The organism is Pseudomonas sp. NPDC088885 (assembly GCF_044750025.1).
In the GTDB taxonomy this organism is placed as follows: domain Bacteria; phylum Pseudomonadota; class Gammaproteobacteria; order Pseudomonadales; family Pseudomonadaceae; genus Aquipseudomonas; species Aquipseudomonas rustica.
The window spans coordinates 1-26,227 of record NZ_JBIVJB010000070.1; the positions used below are offsets into that span (position 1 = coordinate 1).

The window sequence follows — 26,227 nt, forward strand, 5'->3', positions numbered from 1 at the left end:
GAAGCACTTGCTGTCGAAACCTACATAACTCATTGAATCTCAAGGAGTTTTCCGTTTCGACTGCGCCGGAAGTGGGGCGAATTATAGACGTCTGGGATCTGCCGTCAACGTCTATTTTCATATTTCTGTCACATTGGTCAAAAAAGTCCGCAAACACGAAGGCCGACCCCAAGGGGTCGGCCTTCGTAGCCCTGCTCTTCTATATATAAGCTGCGATCGCTGTACCTGAGCCTCACGGATAGCTAAACGACTTAACCAGCGTCAACTCCCCCACCGCGCGCATCGGGATAAGGAACGTCTCCATCTTCTCGCTCGGTGTTCCCTCTTCGGTAATCACCGTTACCTGCGCCGTGGTTAACGGCTGCACCGCGTCATCCCCTCCCTCTTCATCTCCACGATAGCCACCGCCGTAATAATTCACGTAAACCAGATACTGACCCTTGATCGGTGCCGGCATGGCGAAGATTTCCGGGCCGTAACCAGTGGTGACGTCGACATCCAGCGCTGCACCGTTTGGCGCGACGCGATTGCCGTACCAGATGTGCGCGCCATCGGGCGTCACCAGATGCAGGTCGAGGTCGGTACCGTCGCTGTCCCATGCCAATAAAACGCGAAGCTTGGCCGGGGTCGCGCCGCCGCTGGTGTTGAGAAACTGCGTGCGATGGCGTTGTTGTCCGTCGGGACTGCGCACTTCGACACTGTTGCTGCCATTGGGGAAGGAGAACGGTCGGTCAAAGCGTCCGGATTCGTCGATCTTCAACGGCATGCTCACACCGTTGACGATCAATCGGCCGGGCTCGGTGCTCTTCGGCGTGGCTTTGATCTCGCCACTGATGCGCGCGGTCTTGGCCTGGCCAACCGGCGTGTTCACTGACGAGGCCGGGTAGTTGACGGTCTGACGAAAACTTTCGCCCTCGCCTTCGGGCGCGCCGCTGCGCCAGCCACCGACCGGCGTGTCGAGTTTGACGCTGTCTGCAGCCATGGCCACGGGCAGCACATTAAAGGCACAGAGCAGCAGCAAGACCTGTGGATAACGGAGTGTCATGGTCTATTCCAGCAAAAGGTGACGGGCGAGCCCTTCGATGTAGGTTTCATCCTGGCCATTGGGGTGTGCTTCAAAGGCCAGGTGCAGATATTCGTGAGTCAGATCGAGGCGATCCTGCAAGGTCAGCACGCCGCGCACATAAATGCGCTGGCGTTCGCGGTCGACGTAAGGTCGTCCGAACGCGAGTTTGCACACGGCAAATGTGCTGACTTCGTTGTAGCCGGTTTCGCTGTCCAGTTTTGGCCGCCAGCCACGACGCTGTTTTTGCAGCCAGTCCTGTGCGGCGGGCAATGCTTGGCAAGAAGCAATCGGGTTATCCCAACGGCTGAGGCTGGCGCGCGGATAGGCGTGCAGCAAAATCGCGTCATATCGTTGCCCCGCATTCGCCTGCTCGACAGCCTGCTGCCAAGAGAGTTTGTCCGGGCCGGGCTGATCCGAGTGATAAGTGACGGTGCTGCCGGCCAACACCAGATCGGCTGTCCACGCGGCAATGTTGCGCGATTCGACAGAGGCCGGACGCGGCGCAACTCGCTGCCGATTGCTGCTGTCATCAATGCTCAGGCAATCGCCATTGCGCGTCGCGTTCTGCAATAGATAGGTGCGAATGGCGACGGCAAGTGCTTTGGCAGCTTCAGCGGGTTCGGCTTTGGCTTCGCGCTCGAGGACTCGGGCGACGTATTCTTCGCGATCCACGCGGGCGACGAGTTTGTCGTTGAGCAGAAACAGTTCGCCGTCGCTGTGGATATCCAACGCGTTGCTGTTGGCGAACTCGACACGGTAGTCGCCCTTTAATGAACCCGATGCCGCGATACGTTCGCCCGCCAAAACCCTCGAAACCGGATATTTCGAAAACAGGCCGACTTCTACACAGCGCCCCGCTTCCGCCGGCCATGTAATTGGCAACACCGTCGACAGCGCTTGCGCGTAATGACGCAAGACCATCTGACTGGTGCCGCGCCCGCCCGCCCAGATCGGCGAGCCGTCAGCCGTCCACCCCGCAAATCCACCCTGCCGTGACTGGGGATCCCGATCGCCGAGCCAACTCCAGGTTTTCACCCGTAGACGTCCGCCCAGTTCACCGACGACATTGCCGTCCGCTGCATTAAGCAGCACATCGAGCAGTACCCGCCGCGCCTGATCCTGCGCCGGCAAAGTCGCCAACACTTTAAGTAACTCGGCAACGGAAACACGTTGCGCCGGCTGCACCGATGGCAAATCCAGCAACCACGACGGCGCCTGCCGCGCCTGCCAATAAGCACGCCAATCCCCAGCCGCTATCCCCAACCGCGAAGGCTCGAAATACAACCCGCAAGATTTCACCAACGCCTGATCACGTTCGATCTTGCCGCCAACCGTGCAGCAATAAACCTCTTCCTTCGACTGCCCACGACATTCATATGCCGGTTCCCGCGCACCGGTATCCACCAGCCACGCGTAGACGAACAACTTCCACAGACTGCCCAGAGGCGTGTCCAGCGTCGGTGGCAACGGTTCGCGAGCAATCACCTGCGTGTGATTCAGCGACAACAACTCGCCTTTATAAGCCAGACGCAGCGGCTCATCCTGCGCCGTCGCCAGCGCAGGCATCACACACAACATCAGCCACAGCAGCGACCGGATCATGTCAGTTGACCGTGACCTGACCGAGCGCGGCTTTCGCTTCCTGGGCCTGATGCTGCGGCGCGTAAATCTGGGTGAAGCGCACCGGCGGCAGGTTGAACTGGCCTTTCTGCGAGAAGCGCACCAGATGACGCAGACGCAACTCGCCGCTCAGCGCATCCACCGGCACCGCGTAAGCCAGTTGTCCCGGTTCGAATCGCGCCTTCTCCAGCGCAGTCGGCTCAGTGCCTTCCTTAGCCTGCAACTTGATGCCCCACGTTGTGCGCTCGACATCGGCACCCGGCGGCAACGGCACTTCGAGCATGCCGTAACGCAGCGGCTTCGGCGCTTTGCTGGTGAGGATCACTTCGTCCAGATATAGGCTGTCGCTGGACAACGGCTTGTTGCCGACCGGCTCCAGTTTGAAGGTGAAGGCTTCGTCGCCCGGCACCAGTCGCGACAGACGACGGGTGATAGTCACGGCCATCGGATCGACCGCCGGTTGCTGAGTCTGGAAGCTCAGCGCCGCGCGCAATGGACGCTCTTGAGTACCGGAAACCGTCAACACGCTTGGCACCGGCGTCGCGCCCTGCCATGTCCAGTACATCTCACCGGTTGCACCGTAGTTTTTCTTCCAGCCTTCACCCGGCGTCAGCGCGATGGTCGGCGAGGCTTGAGCGATGCTGCGCTGCAGCCAGGCCAACGCCAGCGCTCGCTCCAAAGTCGATTGCTGCGGCAACAGACGTTGCAACAAAGCCTGCGCGCGCACCTGATCAAACGGTTGCAGCGACAGATTCAGCGCTTCGGCAAATGGCTGCGAACTGACCGACAGACGCTGTTGCGCAGCGCCCACCTGACGATTGAAGGCTTCCGGCAAGGTCACTTTCGACTGCGCAGCCAACGCGGCGGTCAACACCCGCGCCGCCGCCAGACCGAGCGCCGAATCCGGATCGCTCATCACCAGACTGTCTTGACCATCGTCGAGCATGGTTTCGGCATTGCCTTCACCAGCCTTGGCCAGATCCTCCATCAATCCTGTCAGCAACGTATTCACCGGCAGATGCATCTGCTTGGCGAACGACAGAATCAACGCGCGCTGCAGCAACGGTGTGTTCGGCGCTTGTTTGGCGTAAACCTCCAACACTCGCTGCCAGTGCTCCGGCGGCAAGGTCAGTTCCAGCACTTGGCTGGCGTTGAAGTCGGCGTAATAAGCGTAAGCGGTGAGGAACGCATCCGGCTCACCGTCGTAGCCCCACCAGGTGAAGCTCGCCGATGGCCCGGCCATTTGCACCAGACGCAGACGGCTGTTTTGCATGATCAGGCGCAAGCGATCGCGGATCTGCGGGTTCGACGCCAGCGATGGATAAGCGATGCTCAACGGCAGCAAGCGGCTGGCCGTTTGTTCGACGCCGCCGTACGGATAGCTGAGCAAATCATCAAGCGCCGAGCGGAACAGCGCTTGCGGACTGTCGTCCAGACGCAAGCGAATATCGGTGGCATCCGCTGGCAGGCTTAACGGAGTATCGCCGCTGGTGACGTCGAGACTTTGCGTCTGCGTCACTTGCCAGCCATCACCCGTCGCGCTGAGGCGTACAGCCAAGGCATCAGCAGTTTTACCGTCCTGCACCAGTTCCGCAGTCCATTCGCCGGAAGCCAATGCGAACCCTGGCAGTGGCAGGTAATTGATGCCGTTGTTCAAAGTCACCGGCAGACGCTGTTCGGTGCCAGCGTAGTGAGTGACCAATTCAGCCTTCACCGGTTTCTCGGCCTGACTGAACGCGAACACACCAAGCTGTGGCTGATCACCTTTGCGGAATTTGCTCGGGCCGCTCCACTTCAGGTACAGCGGTTTTTCCGAGCGCACGAACTGCTTCTTCTGCCCGACCTGACCGTCGTCGGCGATCGCTCGGGCGGTGATGCGCCAGCGAGTCAGCGAGTCTGGCATCTTGAAGGTGAAGCGGGTTTTGCCATCGGCACCGGTCAACAACTCCGGTTGCCATGCGGCGGTGTCAACGTCTTCACGGCGCGGACGCTCCAGCACTTTCACCCCGCGCTCACTGCGGTTGGCTTTGCCCGGCGCACCCGGACTGCCCGGCAGCGCGACGTCATAACTGATGAACGACAGGCTGGCGCTGGTGCGCACGTTGTTGCGGCGCGGGTGATAGAAGAACTGGTCGATGGTCGGCGCGACTTCCGGTTGCAGCGCGTAAACCATTTCGTCGACGACGCTGACGGTCAGATGCGCCGGTACCGCTTTGCCGGCGAACTGCGTGGTCAGGTCAACCGTGACGGTGTCGCCCGGCAGATAGACCTGTTTGTCAGTGCTGATCGCCACGTCGATTTGCGGCGCGATGACTTTGATCCCGGCGTTCTGGAAACTGTACTGACCACCCTTGGTGTAGAGCACGGAGAAGGTCAGGTTCGGCGCGAAGTTGTCTTTCACCGGGATGCGCGCGCGGTATTGGGTATCGCTGAGTTTTTCCAGTTTCAGCCAGTCGCCGCCCTTGGCCAGCAGCGCAGTGGCTTCGACTTTGTCGCGTTCCAGCGACAGCAAGGCATCGCTGACCGGCTCCGGAAAAGTAATCAGCGCCAGCGCTTCATCGCCAGCCTTGTACTCAGGTTTGTCGAGGACGATTTCCACGGTGCCTGGCACTGCTTTCACGCCGTCGCCAGTAACCGAATGCCCGGTGGCACCGAGCACGCGACCGTGCTGGTCTTTCAACGTCAGGTTGTAAGTGCCGGGACGATCGAAGGCCAGACTGAAGCCCTTGTCCGTCGCCGCGAGTTTGCCTTCGCCCGTGCTCTGGTCTTCCAGGCGCACCCAGCCGTAAGTGCTCGGCGTCACCGCTTTGCTCTGCTCGCTGCCGCCCTCGTTGGCGTAGCTGAACGCAACCTTGTCGCCGACCGCGCTAAAGCGTTGCGGCGCGCTCAAGCGGAAGCTTGCGGCGCCACGGTCAATCAGGATTTCCTTGGTGGTCTTGACCCGATACGCCGCGCCATCGCTGGCAAACACGGTGAGCATGTAGCGGCTCGGTTTGTCGGCGGCCGGCAGGTCGAGGGTCGCGTTGCCCTTGCTGTCGGTGGTCAGTTCGGTGCTGGTCAGTTCCACCGGGAATTGCCCGAGGTATTGCAGCTCGTTGTCGACCATCGACAGTTGTTGGGCGCGCAGACTCAAGGTCAGTTTGGCGTTGGCCACCGGTTTGCCGTCCGGGTACAGCAGCACCAGACTGCCCTTCACCGGTTCGCCGGTGCGGTAATCCTGTTTGGCCAGATTCAGCGAAATCTCGAAGTGCGGCTTGATGTACTCGGCTACACGGAAAGCGCTGCTGTAGGCCTGATCCTTGTAGTTGAAACGAATCTCGTAACCGCCCGCCACCGCGTTGTCCGGCAACTGGAAGCGGCCCTGAGTGCCGGCCTTCGAATCGAGTTTCAAATCGAGGTGCTGCAACTCGGTGCCCGTCGCATCCAGCACCGCAACGCTGACATCCGCCGCCCCCGGCAATACCGAATCCCGCGCATTTTTGAACTCTCGACCAACGATCTTCAGCGACACCCAATCACCCGGGCGATACAGCGGCCGGTCGGTGAAGGCATACAGTTTGGTGTCGTAGATTTCGCTGTCGTAATAGAAGTTTTCGGAGACGAACACCCCGCCCTCTTCGTCCTCGCCGATGACGAACGAGCGCTCAGGGCTGACGTGTTTCAGACGCAGCAAACCATCGGCATCGGTCGCACCGCTGCTCATCACACCGAGGCCGTCAGTCCACAGCACATTGACCTTCGGCATCGAGCTGCCTTCGTGTTTGCGCGCGGCCCAGACCAGCAATTCATCACCGGCAATCTTGCTCACCGCAACGGTGTTGGAGACGAACACCATGGTGGTCGCGCGGTACTTGCCGATCAGCGCTTCGACCAGATACAGACCCGGCTTCAGATTGCCCAACGGGATGTAAACGTTGCCCGGTGCGACGCTGACGAAATCACTGGAAGACCCCGCCAGATCCACACCTTCCGGTGGCTGAATCGGCTTGGCCTGCCACAACGGATAGCGAAACTGGCTGACCACCGGCAGACCCGGAATCAACGCAAATTGCGGCTGCGCGTCGTACGGCGTCGGCGCGGCGATGGCGTTGCCCATCTTCAGTTCCGGCACTTCCTCAGTGACCTGTTTGCGCGACTCATAAGAGAACGCGCGCTGCATCACCCGACGGGATTTGCGGTACCAGTTGTCCCACAGGTACGCGAGGGTGTTGGACAGGCCTTCACCCTTGAACTGACCGTCGCTGACCACGCGGTGCAGGTTCTTTTGGCGCTTGAGGAAGTCCAACGGCTTGTCGATGCGATACACACGAATATCGGCGCCGCCGTACGGTTCCATGCGGAATCGACGGTAATCGCGGCCCGGCGCTTCGAGGCGAACCATTGCCTGTTCATCACTGGCGAAACTGCTGTCGGCAAGCAGGAAAAAGCTCTCACCGGACACCGGCGTATAGCCGCTCGGCTCGACGGTATCTTCGGCATTCACCGGCGAAAAAGGCAGGGCTAATACCAACAGTAGGGGCAGGAAACGCAACATGCGGGCACCGGTCATTGGGAGAGAAAGTTCAGTCGATAGACGCCGATGAAGTTGGGGTTGGCTGCGTCGGGTATCCATCGGGTGTCCTTCCATGTCATGAGTTGCTGCAGGCTTGCCGAACGCATGCCGTTGTCAGTCGGGGTGGTGGTGCCGGTGTGATAGGCGATGTAGCGGCCCATCCAGATCATCAGGTGCTGGTCGTCGCCCTGATCGAAAAACATCAAATCACCCGGCCGCGCCTGCGACACGTCGCGGCTGACCAGATGGCTGTTGAACTGAATCAGTTTGATCGCGTTGACGTAAGGCCCGACCTTGCCGCCACCCTGCTGCCATTGCTGGGCGAGCTTGCGCTGGTCATCGGTCAGCGACAGCTCCGGCGGCAGATAACGATTGGACAGGCCATTGCTGCGCAGCCATTTATCGTCGTGGACTTTCAGCGCTTCGTTGGCGGCGAAACGCACCAGCCCGGCGCAATCCTGTTGATACCAGCGCGGGCTCGGGCCTTGGCTCAGTTGCTCCTGGGCGATGCGCACGAACCAGGCGCGAAACACTTGGGACTGTGCCGGATCAAGCGACGGCGCTTCAACGGCTCGGGCTCCCGCACTGAGTAACAGTGCGAGCAAGCCGAAACTGCGCATCAGTGCCGTCACAGTGCTTTCCACTCCAGCGGCAGCCATTGCCAGTGGCCGTCAGGCTCGCTGCCTTCGGGCAAGGTCAGAGCGTATTTGCCGTAACCGCCGAGGGTGCGCAGTTTTGGGATCAGGTAGGTTTGCGCGGCGTTGTAAAACACCGGTTCCATGTCCTGCGGCAGGCTGTCGAGGGTTTCCTGCTGCATCAGTTGCGCCATCGAATCCGGGCCGAAGTAGATCGGCATCAGCACATCTTTGGGCAGTACGTCGGCCATCGGCGGGAAGCGTTTGTCGAGGGTGCCGAGGGCCTTGTCGACGAGTTTGTCATCGAGGGAGAACAGCAGCGTCGAACCGTGGCGCGCGAGACTGACTTTCATGAAAGCCTTGCCGGAAATAGCCTCCGGGTTCTCGGCATCTTTGGCTGCGTAAGGGCCGAAGTTGGAGCTGACCTGACGCTGCCAGACGTGGTTCTGGCCTTCGTGTTTCTCGACCACCGGAAACACGTTTTCTTCAACATTGGACTCAAACGCGCCGACCATCGAGCCGAACAATTTGCCGAGGTCGCCGTCGAGTTTGCCACTGTCTTCATCTTTCAGACTGGCGACCAACAGCGGCGTGTACAAACGCGAATCGGCATACCAGCACAGGCCTGCTGCACCCGCGACGTGTTCGGTGATGGTTTGCGCCACGGCTTCTTCGGCACCGAGTTTTACCAGCAGCGGTTTTTGCGGTCCGGCCGCGACCGGCAAGGTCACGCAGGCACTGGCACCGAGCGGCATCGCCTGCCAGACCGGTTTGAAATCGAAGTCCGGCTGGTTTTCCAGTTCATCCATCGCGAGGTAACTGTGCCAGCCCTTGTCGTCCATGTCGAAACGCAGCCCGGCGAAGTTCGGGATGAAACGCTGATAACCCATGGCAAGGACGCTGGAATTGACCGACAGACGCTGTTTGGTTTCCGGGGTTTTCGCTGGCAGACCGAAGGCTTCGGGGAACAGTTTTTCACCGTTGAGCAGCGCCGCGAATGCCTGCGGTGAAACGTGACCCGACTCTTCGGAGGCGCCGCTTTCCGGGTCGTAGTACTTGGCCGGGTTGGACAGCGCCACCAGTTTGTCGCCGTGAGAAGCGAACAGCAGGGCTTTGCTCGCGTTGTAAGTCAACTGATAGAGCGGCACGGTGTCGCCACCGACCTTGATTTCGGCAATCTGGCTGAGTTGCGTGTCATCCAGTGCGACCTTCGCCAGCGGCTCGAGCAATTTGGCCAGACCGCCGCGATCCATCACCAACAGGAAATCCTTGAGGCGACCATCCGCCCCGCGCCACAGCGCCACGTCGGCCGGTTGATCGAAAAGCGCTTCGATCAGGCTGTCCTGCAACTTCAGATCATGCTCGTAAATGATCCGGCGCAGACTACCGATCAGGCCGAGACGATCGGCGTGGGTTTCGTAATAGAAGACGAAATCTTCGGTGAGCGTGGCTTTGAGGAACGGCACGGTCAGCAAGTCTTTGGGCAACTGGCTCAGGGAATGTGTTTCGAGCAGCGCGTCCGGACGGCTCAGACCGAGCTTGTCACTGGCCAATTCCGCCGGCGGCGCTTTGGGCTTGAGCAGCAGCCAGCCAAAACCACCCGCCACGCCAGCCACCAGGCACAACCCGGCCAGCAGCAATGGCCAGCGCCGCGAAGGTTTCGCCGCTGGCGTGTCGACAGCCGAAGTCACAGTGTTTTCGCTCATCTTTTCAAAGCCCGATTTCATCCGTGCAGCGGGATGCTTATTAATAGTTGAAAGTCTTTACCAGCAGCAGATCACCGATCGCCCGCAGGGGCACGATGAACGTTTCGCGTTTTTCGTCGACGGTGTTTTCGTTGAGCACCAGCGTGATTTGCGAGGTGATCACCTCGTTCTGATTGCTGGCCTCCTCGAAGTTATAGCCGCCGTCACCGAAGTTGCCCCAATAGTTGACGTAAACCAGATAGGTGCCATGCAGCGGCGCGGTCATGGTGAACATTTCCGGGCCGGGGCCATCGACGCCATCCGGGTCGAGCCCGCCGCCATTGCTCAGCGCCGGCTGCGCCCAGAACGCATGCTGACCGTCGGGCGTGACAATGTGCAGATCGAGTTCGGCTTTCGGATCGTCCCATCCCAAGACAAGGCGAATTCGCGCCGGCGTGCGCAAATTGTTTGCTTCATAAAATTGCACGCGCTTTAGCGACTGGCCTTCGGCGCTGATCACCTCGACGCTGTTGGAGCCCGCGCCGAACGCATACGGCCGGGCGAAACGCCCCTGGTCGTCGGTGTACAGATTCAGTGGATTGCCATTTACCGCAAGGCTGTGCGGCGGGCGCTGATGCCCGATGGCTTTGAGCTGACCCTGGATCATCGTGCGATTGCGCTGGATGCCGCGATCAATCGGCGGCGTCGGGTAGGCGACTTGCGGATTTTCCGTACGATCGAGCAAGCCGTGATAGCGCCAGCCACCGACCGGTTCAGACAGTTCGGCAGTCGGCGCGGCCCACAGCACTGGCGCGCAGGCCAGGCCGATCAACAGCAAAAGAAGTGAACGCATGTGATGCCTCCTGCCATGCCTGAACGAAACCTTGCACCCGATCCTCGGTACTTCACAGCGGTGAAACTGCGTTTCGTCTGAAAGACCCATGACTGTCGGGTCGTAGAAGGCGCGAAGATTAGCCAGTTGGTGGTTTTTTAACAATCGGATACAGGTGCGATGGCTGTAGGAAACTGGCCAAACGGTGGACGGTGAGCCGATTAGGGATCATATTCGGCTCACCAAATGAGCCGAATAGCCTTTCTATTCGGCTCACGCATTTGAGGACAAGTCACAAATGGCAACTCAGTGGATCTGGCAGCAGCCCGACCGGCCCGACTTCAACTGGCAGGCAGAGCGCCTGACGCCGTTGTTGCGCGAGTGTGTGCAGGCACAAGGTCAGTTAATGGGCATGGCCGGTTCGGTGAGTAACGCCTTGGGGGCGCAGGCTGAGCTGGATGCCTTGCTGCAAAACATCGTGACCTCCTCGGCGATTGAGGGGGTGCAGCTGAATGTCGGCTCGGTACGTTCATCGCTGGCCAGACGTTTGGGCGTGGCGTTGATCGACGGCGATAACGTCAGTCAACGCAGTGAAGGTCTGGCGCAATTGATGTTGGATGCCACCCGGCGATTCGCAGAACCACTTAGCTCAGAGCGTTTGCTGGAATGGCACAGATGGTTGTTTCCTGACCAGGGCACCGAGCTCACTTCAAGATCATTGCGGGTCGGCGCGCTACGCGGGGATGAGCCGATGCAGGTGGTGTCAGGAAGAATTGATCGTCCGACGGTACATTTCGAAGCCCCACCGCGCGAGGGACTTGAAGATCAACTTGAACAATTTCTGCAGTGGTTTGAGGCCAGCCAGCATCAAACAGCGCTGGATCCGATGTTGCGGGCGGGCATCGCGCATTTCTGGTTTGTCACCTTGCATCCGTTCGACGATGGCAACGGTCGTCTGACCCGCACGATCACTGATCTGGCGCTGGCTCAAGGCGAGGCGCAAGCCATTCGTTTCTACGCTATGTCGGCGAGCATTCTGGATGACCGCTCCGGGTATTACAGAGTGCTGGAGTCGAGCCAGAAAGCTTCGCTGGATATCACTGATTGGTTGATGTGGTTTCTGCAAACGTTGCTGCGCAGTCTGCAACAAGCCATCACGCGGATTGAAAGTGTGCTGGGCAAGACGCGGTTCTGGCAGGCGCATCGCGAGTCCGGACTGTCGGTGGAGCAGATCAAAGTACTCAATCGTTTGCTCGACGGCGGTGAGCGGGGTTTTGAGCTCGGTATCAGTGCCGGGCAGTATCAGACGGTGGCGAAAGTGTCGAAGGCCACGGCGACCCGGCATCTTGCGGAGTTGCTGGAGAAAGAATGCTTGCAGCGCTTGCCGGGAGGTGGCCGGAGCACGCGCTATCAAATCCGCTATCCGGATTAACACTGACAATGCCCACCTGTGGCGAGGGGATTTATCCCCGTTGGGCTGAGCAGCAGCCCCAAAAGCTACGAGCACCTATTTTCAGGTCTACCGAGTCAGCATTGATTACGACTGCTGCGCAGCCGAACGGGGATAAATCCCCTCGCCACAAAGGATATTTGTTCTCACAAGGGATCTTTGTATTCAGATCCGATCTTTGTTTTGCACAAGGGATCTTTTCATTCAGAGAAGATCTTTATCCTGCACAAAGGATCATTTGTTCTGGCGCGCATCGCCCTGCTCATTTGCCCACAACCCCCCTATCTGCTAGTGTCGCGCCGGTTTAACGTCAACCGGAAATCGCCGCCATGGCCCGCAAAAAAGCTGCACTGGATTTCGAACAGTCCCTCGCCGACCTGCAAACATTGGTCGAGCGTCTGGAGAACGGTGAATTGTCGCTGGAAGACTCGCTGACCGCTTTCGAGCAGGGCATCGGTCTGACCCGTGATTGCCAGGCAGCGCTGGCGCAAGCCGAGCAGAAGGTGCAAGTGCTGCTGGAGCGCGATGGCGAACTCGCCGAGGAACCCTTCGACGCGGAACAGCCAGAATGATTGCAGCGTACACGGCGACCAGCCAGAACCGCGTCAATGCGGCTCTGGAGACCCTGTTCAATGCGCCGCTGCCGGAGTTGGCACGTCTTTATGAAGCCATGCGCTACAGCGTGATGAACGGCGGCAAACGCGTGCGTCCGCTGCTGGCTTATGCTGCCTGCGAAGCGTTGGGCGGCAAGGCTGAGCAAGCCAACGGCGCGGCCTGCGCGGTTGAGTTGATCCACGCGTATTCGCTGGTTCACGACGATTTGCCGGCGATGGACGATGACGATCTGCGTCGCGGCCAGCCGACCACCCACAAAAAATTCGATGAAGCTTGCGCGATTCTTGCCGGTGATGGCTTGCAGAGTCTGGCCTTCAGCGCCCTGCTCGATCCGCGCCTGAGCGATTGCAGCAGCGATATCCGTCTGCAAATGGTCACCGCGCTGGCTCAGGCAGCAGGCCCGGCGGGCATGGTTGGCGGCCAGGCCATCGACCTCGGCTCGGTCGGCCTCAAGCTCGATCAAAAAGCCCTCGAACAGATGCACCGGCACAAGACCGGCGCGCTGATCGAAGTCAGCGTCAGACTCGGCGCCCTCGCCAGCGGCCGTGCCGAGAAAGACGAACTGCGTGCCCTGCAGACTTATGCACAGGCCATCGGCCTGGCGTTTCAGGTGCAGGACGACATCCTCGACGTCGAAAGCGATACCGAAACCCTCGGCAAACGCCAGGGCGCTGACATCGCTCGTGACAAACCAACCTACCCGGCATTGCTCGGCCTCGACGCCGCCAAGGCCTACGCCCTGGAACTGCGCGATCAGGCTCTGCATGCGCTGCGACCGTTTGACGCGGCGGCTGAGCCTTTGCGTGAGCTGGCCCGGTATATCGTTGAGCGGCGCAACTGAGCGCCGAGCAGCCAAAAAATACCAACGCGTGGGCAGGGGGCGATGCATCAGGTAAACTGCCGCATCTTTTATACCTATAACGATTCGCCTGATGCCCACGACGTTTCATGAGATTCCCCGCAAGCGCCCGACCACGCCCCTGCTCGACCGCGCGAATTCGCCGGACGGCCTGCGCCGGTTAGGCGAAGCCGAGCTGGAAACCCTGGCCGATGAGTTGCGCCTGGAATTGCTCTACACGGTCGGTCAGACCGGTGGGCATTTCGGCGCCGGCCTGGGCGTGATCGAGCTGACCATCGCGCTGCATTACGTCTTCGACACGCCGGACGACCGGTTGCTGTGGGACGTCGGTCATCAGGCTTATCCGCACAAGATCCTCACCGGTCGTCGCGAGCGCATGGGCACGCTGCGTCAGAAGGACGGCATCGCGGCGTTCCCGCGCCGCGCCGAGAGCGAGTACGACACCTTTGGCGTCGGCCACTCCAGCACCTCGATCAGCGCAGCGCTGGGCATGGCGATTGCCGCCCGCCTGCAAAACAGTGATCGCAAGGCGATCGCGGTGATCGGCGACGGCGCGTTAACTGCCGGCATGGCCTTCGAGGCGCTGAACCACGCGCCGGAAGTGAACGCCAACATGCTGGTGATCCTCAACGACAACGACATGTCGATCTCGCGCAACGTTGGCGGTCTGTCCAATTATCTGGCGAAGATCCTGTCCAGCCGCACTTACGCGAGCATGCGTGAAGGCAGCAAGAAAGTCCTGTCGCGCCTGCCTGGCGCCTGGGAAATCGCCCGTCGTACCGAAGAATACGCCAAAGGCATGCTGGTTCCCGGCACCCTGTTCGAAGAGCTGGGCTGGAACTACATCGGTCCGATTGACGGCCACGACCTGCCAACGCTGATCGCCACGCTGCGCAACATGCGTGATCTGAAAGGCCCGCAGTTTCTGCACATCGTCACCAAGAAAGGCAAAGGCTTCGCCCCGGCGGAAGTCGACCCGATCGGCTACCACGCCATCACCAAACTCGAACCCCTGGACGCTCCGGCCGCGGCGCCGAAGCAAGCCAGCGGGCCGAAGTATTCGGCGGTGTTCGGCGAGTGGTTGTGCGACATGGCGGCGGCGGATCCACGCTTGGTCGGGATCACCCCGGCGATGAAGGAAGGCTCGGATCTGGTGGCGTTCAGCGAACGCTTCCCGCTGCGCTATTTCGACGTGGCGATTGCCGAACAGCACGCGGTGACGTTCGCCGCCGGCATGGCCTGCGAAGGCGCGAAACCGGTTGTGGCAATCTACTCGACGTTCCTGCAGCGTGGTTACGACCAGTTGGTGCATGACGTTGCGGTGCAGAACCTCGACGTGCTGTTCGCCATCGACCGCGCCGGTCTGGTTGGCGAAGACGGCCCGACCCACGCTGGCAGCTTCGATCTGTCGTACCTGCGTTGCATCCCGGGCATGGTGATCATGACCCCGAGCGATGAAAACGAACTGCGCAAAATGCTCACCACCGGCCACCTCTACAACGGCCCGGCGGCGGTGCGTTATCCGCGCGGAAACGGCCCGAATGCGACCATCGAAAAAGATCTCGAACCGGTGGAAATCGGCAAGGGCATCGTCCGCCGTCAGGGCAACAAAGTCGCCCTATTGGTGTTCGGCGTGCAACTGACCGAAGCGCTGAAAGTCGCCGAGAAGCTGGATGCCACCGTGGTCGACATGCGTTTCGTCAAACCACTGGATGAAGAACTGGTGCGCGAGATTGCCAGCAGCCACGAGTTGCTGGTGACCATCGAAGAGAACGCGATCATGGGCGGCGCCGGTGGCGCGGTCAGCGAGTTCCTGGCGCGGGAGAACATCCTCAAGTCGATGCTGCATCTGGGCTTGCCGGACATCTACGTCGAACACGCCAAGCCTGCGCAAATGCTGGCGGAGTGTGGGCTGGATGAGGCCGGGATCGAAGCGTCGATTCGTCAGCGTCTGGCCCTGCTCGATAAATAAACGCAATACCCTTGTGGGAGCGGGCTTGCTCGCGAAAGCGTCGGATCAGTCAATGATGAGTTGACTGACACAGCGCCTTCGCGAGCAAGCCCGCTCCCACATTTGATTTGTGTACACCTGAAATTCCCGATGGATTGCCATGAAACTCTCGCGCCTCGCCCTGCCCTTCTTCCTGCTGCCGTCCGCCAATGTCCTCGCCGATAACTTCGAGCGTGATCAGGCGTTGAAGCTGCCGGACACGTTGATCTCCGCCAACCGCCAGGTCGAAGCACGCAACGACAGCAGCGCCGCCAACACCGTGTTCACCCGTGAAGACATCGACCGCCTGCAACCGAGCGACGTGCCGGACTTGCTGCGTCGCGTGCCGGGTGTGCAAGTGGCGCAGACTGGCGGACGCGGCAGTCTGCCGGGGATCTATATACGCGGCACGCAATCGGCGCAGAGCCTGGTGTTGGTCGATGGTCAGCGCATCGGCAACTCGACTTCGGGCGACAGCAATCTGCAGCATCTGAACATCGAGCAGATCGAGCGTGTGGAAGTGCTGCGCGGCTCGCGTTCGGTGATTTACGGCAGTGATGCGATTGGCGGGGTGATTCAGATTTTCACCCGACGCGGCACTGAGCAGGGTTTGCAGCCACGCATGCACGTTGGTTTCGGCAGCAACCAGACGTGGGAACGCAGCCTCGGCTTGTCCGGCGGCGATGACAAAACCCGTTTCAACCTCGGCGCCAGCCTTGATGAAACGGCCGGGATTGATCGCACGCACGAGTCGTATCCGAGCGATGCCGATCACGATGCCTACCGCAATAAGTCCATTAGTTTGAGCCTCAGCCATGCGCTGACCGATGACATCGAAATCGGCGCCAATCTGCTGGATAACCGTGGCAAGAGCGAGTTCGACAACCCGTTCGGCCGCTTCGACATGAACACCTTCGAGTCGGTGCAGCAGCAGCCTTACAGCGATTTCAACGTCAGCAGTATCAGCAGCTACTTCGACGCACGGGTCAACGACCTCTGGAAAACCCGCGTCGAGTTCGGCCATACCGAGAACCGCGAGAAGACCCTGGATAAACTCAGCGACGAGCACACGGTGTTCAACACCTATCGCGATTCGGTGAACTGGCAGAACGACCTGACCTTGAACGCGCGCAACAGCTTGATCCTCGGCGGCGACTGGTACGAGGATCGCGTCAACAGCAGCACCTCGTTTGACGAGGACAGCCGCTGGAACCGCGCGGCGTTTATCCAGCATCGTTATCAGGCCGACAGCTTCTCCACCGAACTCGGCCTGCGCCACGATGACAATCAACAATTTGGCAGTCAGAACACTTGGAGCGGCACGTTCACCCTGCCGCTGAATCCGGATAACGATCTGCTGCTCAGCTACAGCGAAGGCTTCCGCGCACCGACCTTTAACGACCTGTACTACCCGGATTTCAGCAACCCGAACCTGAAACCGGAAACGTCGAAGAGCTACGAACTGCAATGGCGCAGCCAGTTGAGCGACAGCAGCCGCCTGGAGGCGTCGATTTACCGCACGGATCTGCAAGACGCGATTATCTTCGGCAGCAACTCACGTCCAGAAAACGTCGCTTCGGCGCGAATCAACGGTTTTGAAGCGGCGCTGAAACAGGAATTGTTCGACTGGCAGAGCAACCTGGGCGTGTCGATCATTGATCCGCGCGATCGTGATTCCGGGCATACCCTGGCGCGTCGTGCGCGGCGGACGTTGAGCTGGGATCTGGATCGGCAGTTTGATCGGATCAGTGTCGGTGCGAGCTGGCAGGCGGTAAGCAGCAGTTATGACGATCGCGACAACAATCAATCGCTGGGTGGCTACGCATTGTTTGGACTGCGCAGCAGTTGGGCGCTGAACCGTGAGATCAAACTGGATCTGAAGGTCGATAACGTTTTCGACAAGGGTTACAGCCGAGCGAATTACAGCTATGACGGCGGTCAGTATGGTTATCGCGAGGAAGGTCGGATGTGGATGTTTGGTGTCACCTGGACACCTCAACTCTAAGATTTTCCACCATCCCTGTGGCGAGGGGATTTATCCCCGTTCGGCTGCGCAGCAGTCGCAATAAACGCTGACTCAATCAAACTGAAAAAATGCATTGGCAGTTTTTGGGGCAGCTTCGCAGCCCAACGGGGATAAATCCCCTCGCCACAAGTTATTGGCTAGGCGCGATGATTTGGCAGAGTTTGGCGGTGGCGTCGATCATCTGGCCGCTTGGGCGTTCGAGGCCTTTGTCGGTGACCAGCAGTAGTTGCTGCTGCTTTACAGCGGCGACCTGCGGCCAGTTTTTCCAGGCGTTGAGCTGGGACTGGTCGCTGGCCAGAATCACTTCGGGATCACGTTGCAACACCGCCTCGATGCTGACTTGCGGCGCAGGCAAGGTCAGATCACTGAACACATTGCGCGCCCCGCACACTTGCAGCGCATCACTGATGATTTGCCCGCCACCCACGGTGTACAGCGGCTTGTCCCACACCTGATAAAACACCCGCAACGGCACTTCCCGGTGATAGCGCTGGCGTAGATCCGCGAGTTTTTGCCGCAGACCCGCTGCCAGTTTCACCCCGCGCTCAGGTCGGCCCAATTGCGTGGCAATGGCTTCAATCTGCGTGGAGAGTTGATCTAAAGAATGCGGTTCGGCGACGAAAGTCGGAATGCCCAAGCGCTTCAACTGATCACGTTGTGCCGGGCCGACGCTGCCGGGCCAGAGCAGCAACAAATCAGGCTTAAGGCTGAGCAACTGTTCCATGTCGAGCTGGCCATAACGACCCACCGATGGAACGTTAGCGATTTCAGCAGGACGCTCACCGGCATCCAGCACCCCGACCAACAGGTCAGCCGAATCCAGCTCAACGACAATTTCAGAAAGCGACGGTGCGAGGCTGACCACCCGCAGGTTTGCCAGCACCGGACCGCTGACGGCCAGCAGCAGAACCGCCAGCCAGAGACGGCGCATCAGCCGAGTTGACGCGGGATGCGGTAGAGATAAAACAGCACGGCGGTGGACAGCGCCAGCAGCATCAACGGTACTGCTTCGAGACCGACGAATACCGCCAGTGCGCCGATCCACGCTGGCAAGGCTGCCGCGAGAAACGCCGAGCGACGGTTCGCCGCAAGGGCAATCCACGCGCCGGGTTCTTCAGGGGTATCGAGGGCTTTTTGCGTGGCGATCAGTGCGTGTTTGTAGCGGCCGAAAAACTTCAGGCTGACAAACATCGACGCCACGCCGGCAATGAACAGCGGCATCGCCAGCACCGGCAGAATGCCGTCGCTCTGGCCGAACAGGGCGTTGATCACGAACAGCGGCACCAGCGCCAGCGCGAGGTATTTCCACCAGGCGACGGACAATCGGCGCCGCACCTGACCACGGGTCACGCCCGGTCTACCTCGCCCTGATGCTCGTTGCCCATCATGTGGTCGAGCTTGCTGGCCTTGGTCGCCAGGTAGAGTTTGTTGTGCGGGTTGTGGCCGGTGTGCAGTGGCACGCGCTCGGCGACGGTGATGCCCATGTCGGTCAAGGCTTTGACCTTGCGCGGGTTGTTGGTCATCAGGCGCAGGGATTTCACGCCCAGATGCTCCAACATCGGCAGGCACATCGCGTAGTCACGCTGATCGGCGGCGAAGCCGAGACGCTCGTTGGCTTCAACGGTGTCGGCGCCGCCGTCTTGCAGTTCGTAAGCACGGATCTTGTTCAACAGACCAATGCCGCGACCTTCCTGACGCAGGTACAGCAACACACCTCGGCCTTCGCGGGCGATGGCTTTGAGTGCGCCTTCGAGTTGCGAGCCGCAGTCGCAACGCTGGCTGAACAAGGCATCGCCGGTCAGGCATTCGGAGTGCAAGCGGCCGAGTACCGGGGCACCGTCGGTGAATTCACCGAGGCTCAGCACAACGTGCTCGCGGCCGGTGGCTTCATCGAGAAAACCGTGCATGGTGAATTGCGCAAAAGGCGTTGGCAGCTTGGAAGCGGCGACAAAGACGACAGGCACCGGTGTGCTCCTGATCTAAAGAGTCTGAAAATTCGCAGGCCGGCATTGTAACAGCAGGTTCCTACCGGCGCTTAGGCTGAATTATCGGGGATAACGATCAAAAAGTTTGATAACTACAGACTTGCCTGGATCCCTGTGGGAGCGGGCTTGCTCGCGAATGCGGTGTGTCAGTCGACAGATTGGCTGGCTGAGCCAACGCTTTCGCGAGCAAGCCCGCTCCCACAGGGGTTTTGTACAAGCATCCGGATCGGTGTTCAGTTCGGGTTGAAGGGGTAGGGTTGTTTCCACTTCTCGAAGATCGGCTTAAGCTCGCCGCTCTTCACCAGTTGCTCCATGCGCTGATCGAATAGCGCCATCAGTGCACGAGCTTGCGGCGTGTCGGCGAAGCCGAGGTACAACGGCAGCTCGACCAGGTGCGAATAGCGATACTGCGCCGGATCCGGCGCACTGCGCATCACCGCTTCAATCTCGGTCAGCGCATCGATGTAGTAATCCGCCCGCCCCTGTTTGAGCATCGGCAGGATGCCGGTGCGGCGCTCGATCTGGTTGTAGCGTTTGACGTTAGGCAGGTAGTTTTCGTAGCGATAACCGCGCACCCAGGCCAGTCGGTATTTGCCGAGGGTCGCCAAGGTCGGCGGCGGGTTGCTCGCCAGACCCAGCGCGTAGATGTGATCGGAATCGAAATTCCAGTGCGGATACAGCACTTGCCCGGCTTCATCACGATAGGAACCGACCAGCGCGTCGACTTCCTTCAACTGCACCAAACCGATCGAGCGTGTATACGGCACGCTGCGGATCTCGACTTTAACGCCGACCGGTTCAAAAACCTTGCGCAGCACATCCCAGGCGAGTCCGTGGCCGTCGGCGGCGGTGTAGTCTTCCCAGTCTTCGCTGGCCAGATGAATCACCGCCGGCGCATGCACAGCTTCCTGAGCACTGACGACAGTGCTCAACAAGGTCAACATCAGCAGCGCCAGCCAGCGTCGAGCCATCCCTAGTGTCCTCACTTAACCCTGTACGGCGCGGATCAGGCGAAAATCCACACCAGTCCCTGCATGGCCAGCCAGGCGAACACGCCGGCCAGCACGTCGTCGAGCATGATGCCGACGCCGCCATGAACATGCCGGTCGATCCAGCGAATCGGCCACGGCTTGAGAATGTCGAAGAAGCGGAACACCAGAAAACCCGCGAGCAACCAGTACCAGCCTTCCGGCACCAGCCACAGGGTGATCCACATCCCGACCATTTCGTCCCAGACGATGCCTTCGTGGTCGTGTACCCGCAGATCGTCGGCGACTTTGCCGCACAGCCAGAAGCCGAACAGCATGGTGATCCCGAGCATCAGCCAGTAACCCCAGTCGGGCAGCATCTGCCACAACGGGATAAAGGGTAGCGCAACTAACGAGCCCCACGTGCCCGGCGCTTTCGGCAGCGTGCCGGAACCGAAGCCGAACGCGAGGAAATGCCAGGGATTGCGCCAGACCGACGGCGGAACGAATTCGGCCGGAACCTGTTTCGGGTGATCTGTCACGGTGTCTCCTGAAAATGTTGATAGCCCCGGGTTTGCGGGGTGATGTCGTGCCCTTCGCGATCCAGCAGCACCACGCCCCGCCCTTCGGCCACGCGGCCGATCACATGGATCGGCCAGCCATTGGCCAGCAGCGCCGACAACTCGACGGACGGCAGGGTGAACGCCAGCACGTAATCATCGCCACCGCTCAACGCCGCGCGCTCGGCACCCCGTTGACCGAGAAACGCCACTAAAGCATCCGACAACGGTACGCGCTCGCGTTCAATCTCAAGTCGCACCTGCGATGCCAATGCGATGTGGCCGCAGTCGGCGAGCAAGCCATCGGAGATATCCAGCGCCGACGTGGCTTTGCCACGCAGAGCCTGACCGAGGGCAAGTTGCGGTTGCGGCGACCAGTAGTGATCGAGCAGCGGTTGGGCGATATGAGGTTCGGCATCACGCTGACCGAGCACCAGCGGCAGCGCGCCGGCAGCATTGCCCAACTCGCCGCCGACACAGAGCAAGTCGCCCGGTTGCGCGCCGCTGCGGGTCAACGCCTGACCGGCAGGCACGCGACCAAACACAGTCACCGTCAGGCTCAACGGCCCGCGCGTGGTATCGCCGCCGACCAGCGCAACGCCGCAACTCTGCGCCATGCGGTTCAAACCGCGGGCATAGGCTTGCAGCCAATCGGCGGTCACCGTCGGTACAGTCACGGCAAGGGTAAAGGCAACGGGCGTGGCGCCCATGGCGGCCAGATCACTGACCGCAACGGCCAGCGAGCGCTGACCGAGCAGAAACGGATCGCAGGGGTCGGCGAAATGCACACCGGCCACCAGCGTATCGGTGGAAATTGCCAACTGTTCCCCGGAGGGAACAGCGAGCAAGGCGCAGTCATCGCCAATCCCGAGAGCAACGCCTTCGCCGCCCTGCGCACAAGGCGCGGCGGCGAAGAAATTGCGGATCAGCTCAAACTCGCCCATTGAAGTATCAAGCGCGTTTCAGCGCTTGAACGCCTTCACTTCAGCTTCACGCAGGCGCGGGGCCAGCTTGTCGAGCACACCGTTGACGAACTTGTGACCGTCGGTGGAACCGTAGACTTTCGCCAGTTCGATGCCTTCGTTGATCACAACGCGGTACGGCACGTCGACGCGCTTGAGCAGTTCCCAGGTCGACAGGCGCAGGACGCACAGTTCAACCGGGTCGAGCTCTTCGATGGTCAGATCCAGGCACGGCGCCAGCGCGGTGTCGATCTCGGTCAGACTGGCCGGAACACCGTGCAGGATGTCGTGGAAGTAGCTCTGGTCGGCGAAGGTGAAGTCGTTATCGACGCGAAACTGCGCTTCGATTTCGTTCAGCGAAGCACCGGCCATGTGACGCTGGTACAACGCTTGCGTCGCCAACTGACGGGCAGCGCGGCGCTTTTCACTTTTCGAAGGCTTGCCGGCGTCGGTTGGACGCGGCTCGCGCGGGTTGAAACGATCGCTTTCGTCGCTAATCACTTGGCCTCCAACTGTGCCAGCAGGCTGACCATTTCCAGAGCGGACAGGGCAGCTTCGGCACCTTTGTTACCGGCCTTGGTGCCGGAACGTTCGATGGCTTGCTCGATGGAATCAACGGTCAGGACGCCGAACGCGACCGGTACGCCGAACTCCATGGACACCTGGGCCAGACCCTTGGTGCATTCGCCAGCCACGTATTCGAAGTGCGGAGTACCGCCACGAATGACCGCGCCGAGGGCGATGATGGCTGCGAACTCGCCTTTCTGAGCGACTTTCTGCGCAACCAGCGGGATTTCGAAGGCGCCAGGCGCGCGGATGATGGTGATGTCGCTTTCGCTCACGCCGTGGCGAACCAGGGCATCAACTGCACCGCTGACCAGGCTTTCAACAACAAAGCTGTTGAAACGGCCTACTACCAAAGCGTAGCGGCCTTTTGGGGCGATGAAGGTACCTTCGATGGTCTTCAGGGTCATTCGTCAGATCTCTTAAAGAGCCGGGACGCGTCTCGTACGCATCCCTCAGTGATATTAGCCACGAATACATGGCCGGAAAAAACCGCATTGCTACTCGACTGCACCCTTGTGGCGAGGGGATTTATCCCCGTTGGGCTGCTCAGCGGCCCCTGTTTTTGGGACTGCTACGCAGTCCAACGGGGATAAATCCCCTCGCCACAATGGGCACACACCAGCAATACGATTCTCCGGGTCATTATTCGGAGGGCACGTATTCTACAACTTCCAGATCGAAACCGGATATCGCATTAAATTTCATTGGCGCAGACATCAAGCGCATTTTGCGCACACCGAGATCACGCAGGATCTGCGAACCGGCACCGACGATGCTGTAGGTGGTCGGTTTTTTCGGTGCTGGCTGATCACCGGTTTCACGGATATGCGCCAGCAACACGTCGCCATCGAGCGGGTGACCGAGCAACAGAACAACACCGCTGCCGGCCTCGGCAACCGCAGCCATCGCGGCGCGCAGGCTCCAGCGGCCCGGTTGCTTGACCATCAACAGGTCGCGCAGCGGATCCATGTTGTGCACGCGAACCAGCGTTGGTTCTTCGGCGCAAACAGTGCCCAGGGTCAGTGCCATGTGCACGTCGCCTTCCACCGAATCACGATAGGTCACCAGGTTGAATTGGCCCAGTTCGCTGTCGAGTGGCTGCTCGGCAATCCGCTGAACGGTACGTTCGTGGATCATCCGGTAGTGAATCAGGTCGGCGATGGTGCCGATCTTGATGTTGTGTTCGGCAGCAAAAGCTTCCAATTCAGCGCGACGGGACATGGTGCCGTCGTCGTTCATCACTTCGCAGATCACGCCGCTCGGCTCGAAACCGGCCATGCGCGCGAGGTCGCAGGCGGCTTCGGTGTGGCCAGCGCGAGCGAGGGTGCCGCCGGCCTGAGCCATCAGCGGGAAGATATGGCCCGGGCTGACGATGTCTTCAGCCTTGGCGTCTTTGGCGGCCGCCGCTTGCACGGTGCGCGCACGGTCAGCGGCGGAGATGCCGGTGGTCACGCCTTCGGCCGCTTCGATCGAAACGGTGAATTTGGTGCCGAAACCGGAACCGTTGCGCGGTGCCATCAGCGGCAGCTTCAACAGTTCGCAGCGCTCGCGGCTCATCGGCATGCAGATCAGGCCACGGGCGTGCTTGGCCATGAAGTTGATGTGCTCGGCCTGGCAGCATTCGGCGGCCATGATCAGGTCGCCTTCATTCTCGCGGTCTTCGTCATCCATGAGGATGACCATCTTGCCTTGGCGGATGTCTTCAACCAGTTCTTCGATGCTATTGAGCGCCACAAGGCACCCCCTTCAGTCAGGATTTGAGATAGCCATTGGCGGCCAGAAAGCTTTCAGTGATCGTGCCACCGGATGCCGATTCTGCGGCCTTGTCGCCAAGCAGCAGACGCTCCAGATAACGCGCCAGCAAATCGACTTCCAGATTCACCCGGCGACCCGGCTTGTACGACGCCATGATGGTTTCGCTCAGGGTGTGCGGAATGATCGTCAGCATGAATTCGGCGCCATCGACTTCGTTCACGGTCAGGCTGGTGCCGTCGACGGTGATCGAGCCTTTGTGGGCGATGTACTTGGCCAGTTCTTTCGGCGCGCGGATGCGAAATTCCACGGCGCGGGCATTGTCGGAGCGCGAGACGATTTCGCCGACACCGTCGACGTGGCCGCTGACCAGATGCCCGCCGAGACGGGTGGTCGGGGTCAGGGCTTTTTCCAGATTGACCGGGCTGCCGCTTTTCAGGTCATTCATGGCGGTGCAGTCGAGGGTTTCACGGCTGACGTCGGCGGCAAAGCCGTCGCCCGGCAACTCGACCGCCGTCAGGCACACGCCGTTGACTGCGATGCTGTCGCCGAGTTTGACGTCGCTCAGGTCGAGCTTGCCGGTTGCGACGTGTACCCGCACATCACCGCCCTTTGGGGTCAGTGCGCGGATACTGCCGATGGATTCGATGATGCCGGTAAACATGGGGTTCTCCTTGAGAACTAAGCCAGCGCTAACGCGATGGCCGGGAATTATACGCTCGCCGATGGCACAGGGATGGCAGTGACTCGCCAGTCATCGCCCACCGCACGAATTTCACTGATTTTCAGCTCGGGAGCATCCTTCATATGGGCCAGCGGCCAGTCCAGCAATGGACGCGCCGTGGAGCCGAGAAACTTGCCGGCGATGAAGATCACGAATTCATCCACCAGGCCGAGCTGAGCGAAGGCGCCGGCCAAACGTGGGCCGGCCTCGACCAGCACTTCGTTGACGCCGCGATTGGCCAGTTCAATCAGCAGTTGATGCAGATCGACCTGACCGTCATCACCCGGCACGATCAGGCATTCCGGGCCATTGGCGTATTGCTCTTCGACCGCGATGCAAGTGGCAACCAACGCCGGGCCGGCCCTGAAGAACGGTGCATCGAGCGGCACGCGCAGGCGCCCGTCGATCAGCACGCGCAACGGCGGACGGCTCATGGCCAGCGCGGTTTGTTCGCCATCCAGCCCCAACTCGTCGGCGCGCACCGTTAAACGCGCGCCATCGGCCAGCACGGTGTCAGCGCCGGTCAGCACCACGGCGGCCTGAGCGCGCAAACGCTGCACCGCCGAACGCGCGGCCGGGCCGGTGATCCATTGGCTCTCGCCGTTCTCCATCGCCGTGCGACCGTCGAGGCTCATGGCCAACTTGACCCGCACGAACGGCAAGCCGTGTTCCATGCGTTTCAGGAAACCCTGGTTGAGCTTGCGCGCCTCGGCTTCGAGCACACCGCTTTCGGTGGCGATGCCGGCATCGGCCAGACGCTGCAAACCACGTCCGGCAACTTGCGGATTCGGGTCACGCATTGCCGCAACGACCCGAGCAACCCCGGCATTCACCAGCGCATCGGCACACGGCGGCGTGCGGCCATGGTGGCTGCACGGTTCCAAGGTCACATAAGCAGTGGCGCCCCGGGCCAGTTCACCGGCGGCGCGCAGGGCGTGGACTTCGGCATGCGGTTCGCCGGCGCGCTCATGCCAGCCTTCGCCGACAATCTGCCCGTCGCGCACCACCACACAGCCGACCCGAGGATTGGGATGGGTGGTGTAGTGACCTTTGCGCGCCAGTTCCAGCGCACGCGCCATAAAGTGGGCGTCGAGGATGGCCTGCTCGGCGACGGTGGTCATTCTTTCACCGGTTCGCGGGCGAGGCGGTCGATTTCTTCGCGGAATTCGTTGAGATCCTGGAAGCGCTTGTACACCGAAGCGAAGCGGATGTAGGCGACTTCATCAAGCTTCTGCAATTCGGCCATGACCAGTTCGCCGACCACGAGGGATTTGACCTCGCGCTCGCCGGTGGCGCGCAGCTTGTGCTTGATGTGAACCAGAGAGGATTCGAGGCGCTCGACGCTCACCGGACGTTTCTCCAGGGCGCGTTGCATGCCG

At 60.5% G+C, this 26,227-nt stretch carries 23 protein-coding genes; 5 read left to right on the forward strand and 18 right to left on the reverse strand.

All coding sequences use genetic code 11. The features are described 5' to 3' along the window. Positions 1-232: 232 nt before the first annotated feature. From ACIP1X_RS21505 to ACIP1X_RS21530, 6 genes are read right to left on the reverse strand one after another with little or no spacing between them, the layout of a single operon-like run. Positions 233-1,045, reverse strand: coding sequence for a YfaP family protein (locus ACIP1X_RS21505; protein ID WP_400754931.1), 813 nt, complete (start codon positions 1,043-1,045; stop codon positions 233-235). A 3-nt stretch (positions 1,046-1,048) separates the two neighbouring features. Next, the gene (locus ACIP1X_RS21510) at positions 1,049-2,668 is read right to left on the reverse strand and encodes a DUF2300 domain-containing protein (RefSeq protein ID WP_400754934.1); all 1,620 of its coding nucleotides are present in this window, start codon (positions 2,666-2,668) and stop codon (positions 1,049-1,051) included. Position 2,669: 1 nt separating this feature from the next. Continuing rightward, positions 2,670-7,235, reverse strand: coding sequence for an alpha-2-macroglobulin family protein (locus ACIP1X_RS21515; RefSeq protein ID WP_400754937.1), 4,566 nt, complete (start codon positions 7,233-7,235; stop codon positions 2,670-2,672). Next, a complete protein-coding gene (locus ACIP1X_RS21520) occupies positions 7,232-7,858 on the reverse strand; it encodes a DUF1175 domain-containing protein (RefSeq protein WP_400754965.1) in 627 nt (208 codons plus the stop codon). Before ACIP1X_RS21520 ends, ACIP1X_RS21515 begins: the two co-directional genes overlap by 4 nt. Before the next feature lie 8 nt (positions 7,859-7,866). Next, positions 7,867-9,579, reverse strand: coding sequence for a DUF2138 domain-containing protein (locus tag ACIP1X_RS21525; RefSeq protein ID WP_400754939.1), 1,713 nt, complete (start codon positions 9,577-9,579; stop codon positions 7,867-7,869). 40 nt (positions 9,580-9,619) lie between these two features. Beyond that, on the reverse strand, positions 9,620-10,411 hold the full coding sequence (locus tag ACIP1X_RS21530; RefSeq protein ID WP_400754942.1) for a YfaP family protein: 792 nt from the start codon (positions 10,409-10,411) through the stop codon (positions 9,620-9,622). Positions 10,412-10,688: 277 nt separating this feature from the next. On the opposite strand from ACIP1X_RS21530, the gene ACIP1X_RS21535 reads away from it, so the two are divergent. From ACIP1X_RS21535 to ACIP1X_RS21555, 5 genes are all read left to right on the forward strand, one after another. Next, positions 10,689-11,822, forward strand: coding sequence for a Fic family protein (locus ACIP1X_RS21535; protein ID WP_400754945.1), 1,134 nt, complete (start codon positions 10,689-10,691; stop codon positions 11,820-11,822). A gap of 347 nt (positions 11,823-12,169) precedes the next feature. Beyond that, positions 12,170-12,412, forward strand: coding sequence for an exodeoxyribonuclease VII small subunit (locus tag ACIP1X_RS21540; protein WP_003228627.1), 243 nt, complete (start codon positions 12,170-12,172; stop codon positions 12,410-12,412). Further along, on the forward strand, positions 12,409-13,296 hold the full coding sequence (ispA, locus tag ACIP1X_RS21545) for a (2E,6E)-farnesyl diphosphate synthase (RefSeq protein WP_400649358.1): 888 nt from the start codon (positions 12,409-12,411) through the stop codon (positions 13,294-13,296). The genes ACIP1X_RS21540 and ispA overlap by 4 nt, the downstream gene beginning before the upstream one ends. A 91-nt stretch (positions 13,297-13,387) precedes the next feature. Further along, positions 13,388-15,286: a 1-deoxy-D-xylulose-5-phosphate synthase gene (gene dxs, locus ACIP1X_RS21550; protein ID WP_400754948.1), complete on the forward strand. Its 1,899-nt coding sequence runs from the start codon at positions 13,388-13,390 to the stop codon at positions 15,284-15,286. A gap of 139 nt (positions 15,287-15,425) precedes the next feature. Beyond that, entirely contained in the window at positions 15,426-17,309 is a 1,884-nt protein-coding gene (locus tag ACIP1X_RS21555; protein ID WP_400754950.1) for a TonB-dependent receptor domain-containing protein, read from the forward strand. Between the two features lie 151 nt (positions 17,310-17,460). Here the strand turns inward: ACIP1X_RS21555 and ACIP1X_RS21560 are convergent, their stop codons facing one another. From ACIP1X_RS21560 to ACIP1X_RS21615, 12 genes are all read right to left on the reverse strand, one after another. Then, complete coding sequence (locus tag ACIP1X_RS21560; protein ID WP_400754953.1) at positions 17,461-18,261, reverse strand: cobalamin-binding protein; 801 nt, start codon at positions 18,259-18,261, stop codon at positions 17,461-17,463. Beyond that, entirely contained in the window at positions 18,261-18,680 is a 420-nt protein-coding gene (locus tag ACIP1X_RS21565; RefSeq protein WP_053124245.1) for a hypothetical protein, read from the reverse strand. Before ACIP1X_RS21565 ends, ACIP1X_RS21560 begins: the two co-directional genes overlap by 1 nt. Next, positions 18,677-19,294 carry a GTP cyclohydrolase II gene (ribA, locus tag ACIP1X_RS21570; RefSeq protein WP_053124247.1) on the reverse strand — a complete coding sequence of 206 codons (618 nt, stop codon included), beginning with the start codon at positions 19,292-19,294 and terminating at the stop codon, positions 18,677-18,679. Before ribA ends, ACIP1X_RS21565 begins: the two co-directional genes overlap by 4 nt. A 254-nt stretch (positions 19,295-19,548) precedes the next feature. After that, positions 19,549-20,286 (reverse strand): substrate-binding periplasmic protein, encoded by a 738-nt coding sequence (locus ACIP1X_RS21575; protein ID WP_400754955.1) that lies wholly within the window; start codon positions 20,284-20,286, stop codon positions 19,549-19,551. Positions 20,287-20,321: 35 nt separating this feature from the next. Then, complete coding sequence (locus ACIP1X_RS21580) at positions 20,322-20,825, reverse strand: phosphatidylglycerophosphatase A (protein WP_007910933.1); 504 nt, start codon at positions 20,823-20,825, stop codon at positions 20,322-20,324. Beyond that, positions 20,822-21,787: a thiamine-phosphate kinase gene (gene thiL / locus ACIP1X_RS21585; RefSeq protein WP_400754957.1), complete on the reverse strand. Its 966-nt coding sequence runs from the start codon at positions 21,785-21,787 to the stop codon at positions 20,822-20,824. Before thiL ends, ACIP1X_RS21580 begins: the two co-directional genes overlap by 4 nt. A gap of 18 nt (positions 21,788-21,805) precedes the next feature. Next, the gene (nusB, locus tag ACIP1X_RS21590) at positions 21,806-22,306 is read right to left on the reverse strand and encodes a transcription antitermination factor NusB (protein ID WP_053124252.1); all 501 of its coding nucleotides are present in this window, start codon (positions 22,304-22,306) and stop codon (positions 21,806-21,808) included. Further along, entirely contained in the window at positions 22,303-22,779 is a 477-nt protein-coding gene (gene ribE, locus ACIP1X_RS21595; protein ID WP_003228649.1) for a 6,7-dimethyl-8-ribityllumazine synthase, read from the reverse strand. Before ribE ends, nusB begins: the two co-directional genes overlap by 4 nt. A 235-nt stretch (positions 22,780-23,014) precedes the next feature. Next, positions 23,015-24,106: a bifunctional 3,4-dihydroxy-2-butanone-4-phosphate synthase/GTP cyclohydrolase II gene (ribBA, locus tag ACIP1X_RS21600; RefSeq protein WP_008081846.1), complete on the reverse strand. Its 1,092-nt coding sequence runs from the start codon at positions 24,104-24,106 to the stop codon at positions 23,015-23,017. 16 nt (positions 24,107-24,122) lie between these two features. Next, complete coding sequence (locus ACIP1X_RS21605; protein ID WP_159815460.1) at positions 24,123-24,788, reverse strand: riboflavin synthase; 666 nt, start codon at positions 24,786-24,788, stop codon at positions 24,123-24,125. A 47-nt stretch (positions 24,789-24,835) separates the two neighbouring features. After that, complete coding sequence (gene ribD, locus ACIP1X_RS21610; RefSeq protein ID WP_400754960.1) at positions 24,836-25,969, reverse strand: bifunctional diaminohydroxyphosphoribosylaminopyrimidine deaminase/5-amino-6-(5-phosphoribosylamino)uracil reductase RibD; 1,134 nt, start codon at positions 25,967-25,969, stop codon at positions 24,836-24,838. Continuing rightward, positions 25,966-26,227 (reverse strand): ATP cone domain-containing protein (locus ACIP1X_RS21615; protein WP_400754963.1); only part of this gene is annotated, 262 nt, incomplete at its 5' end. The genes ribD and ACIP1X_RS21615, both read right to left, overlap by 4 nt.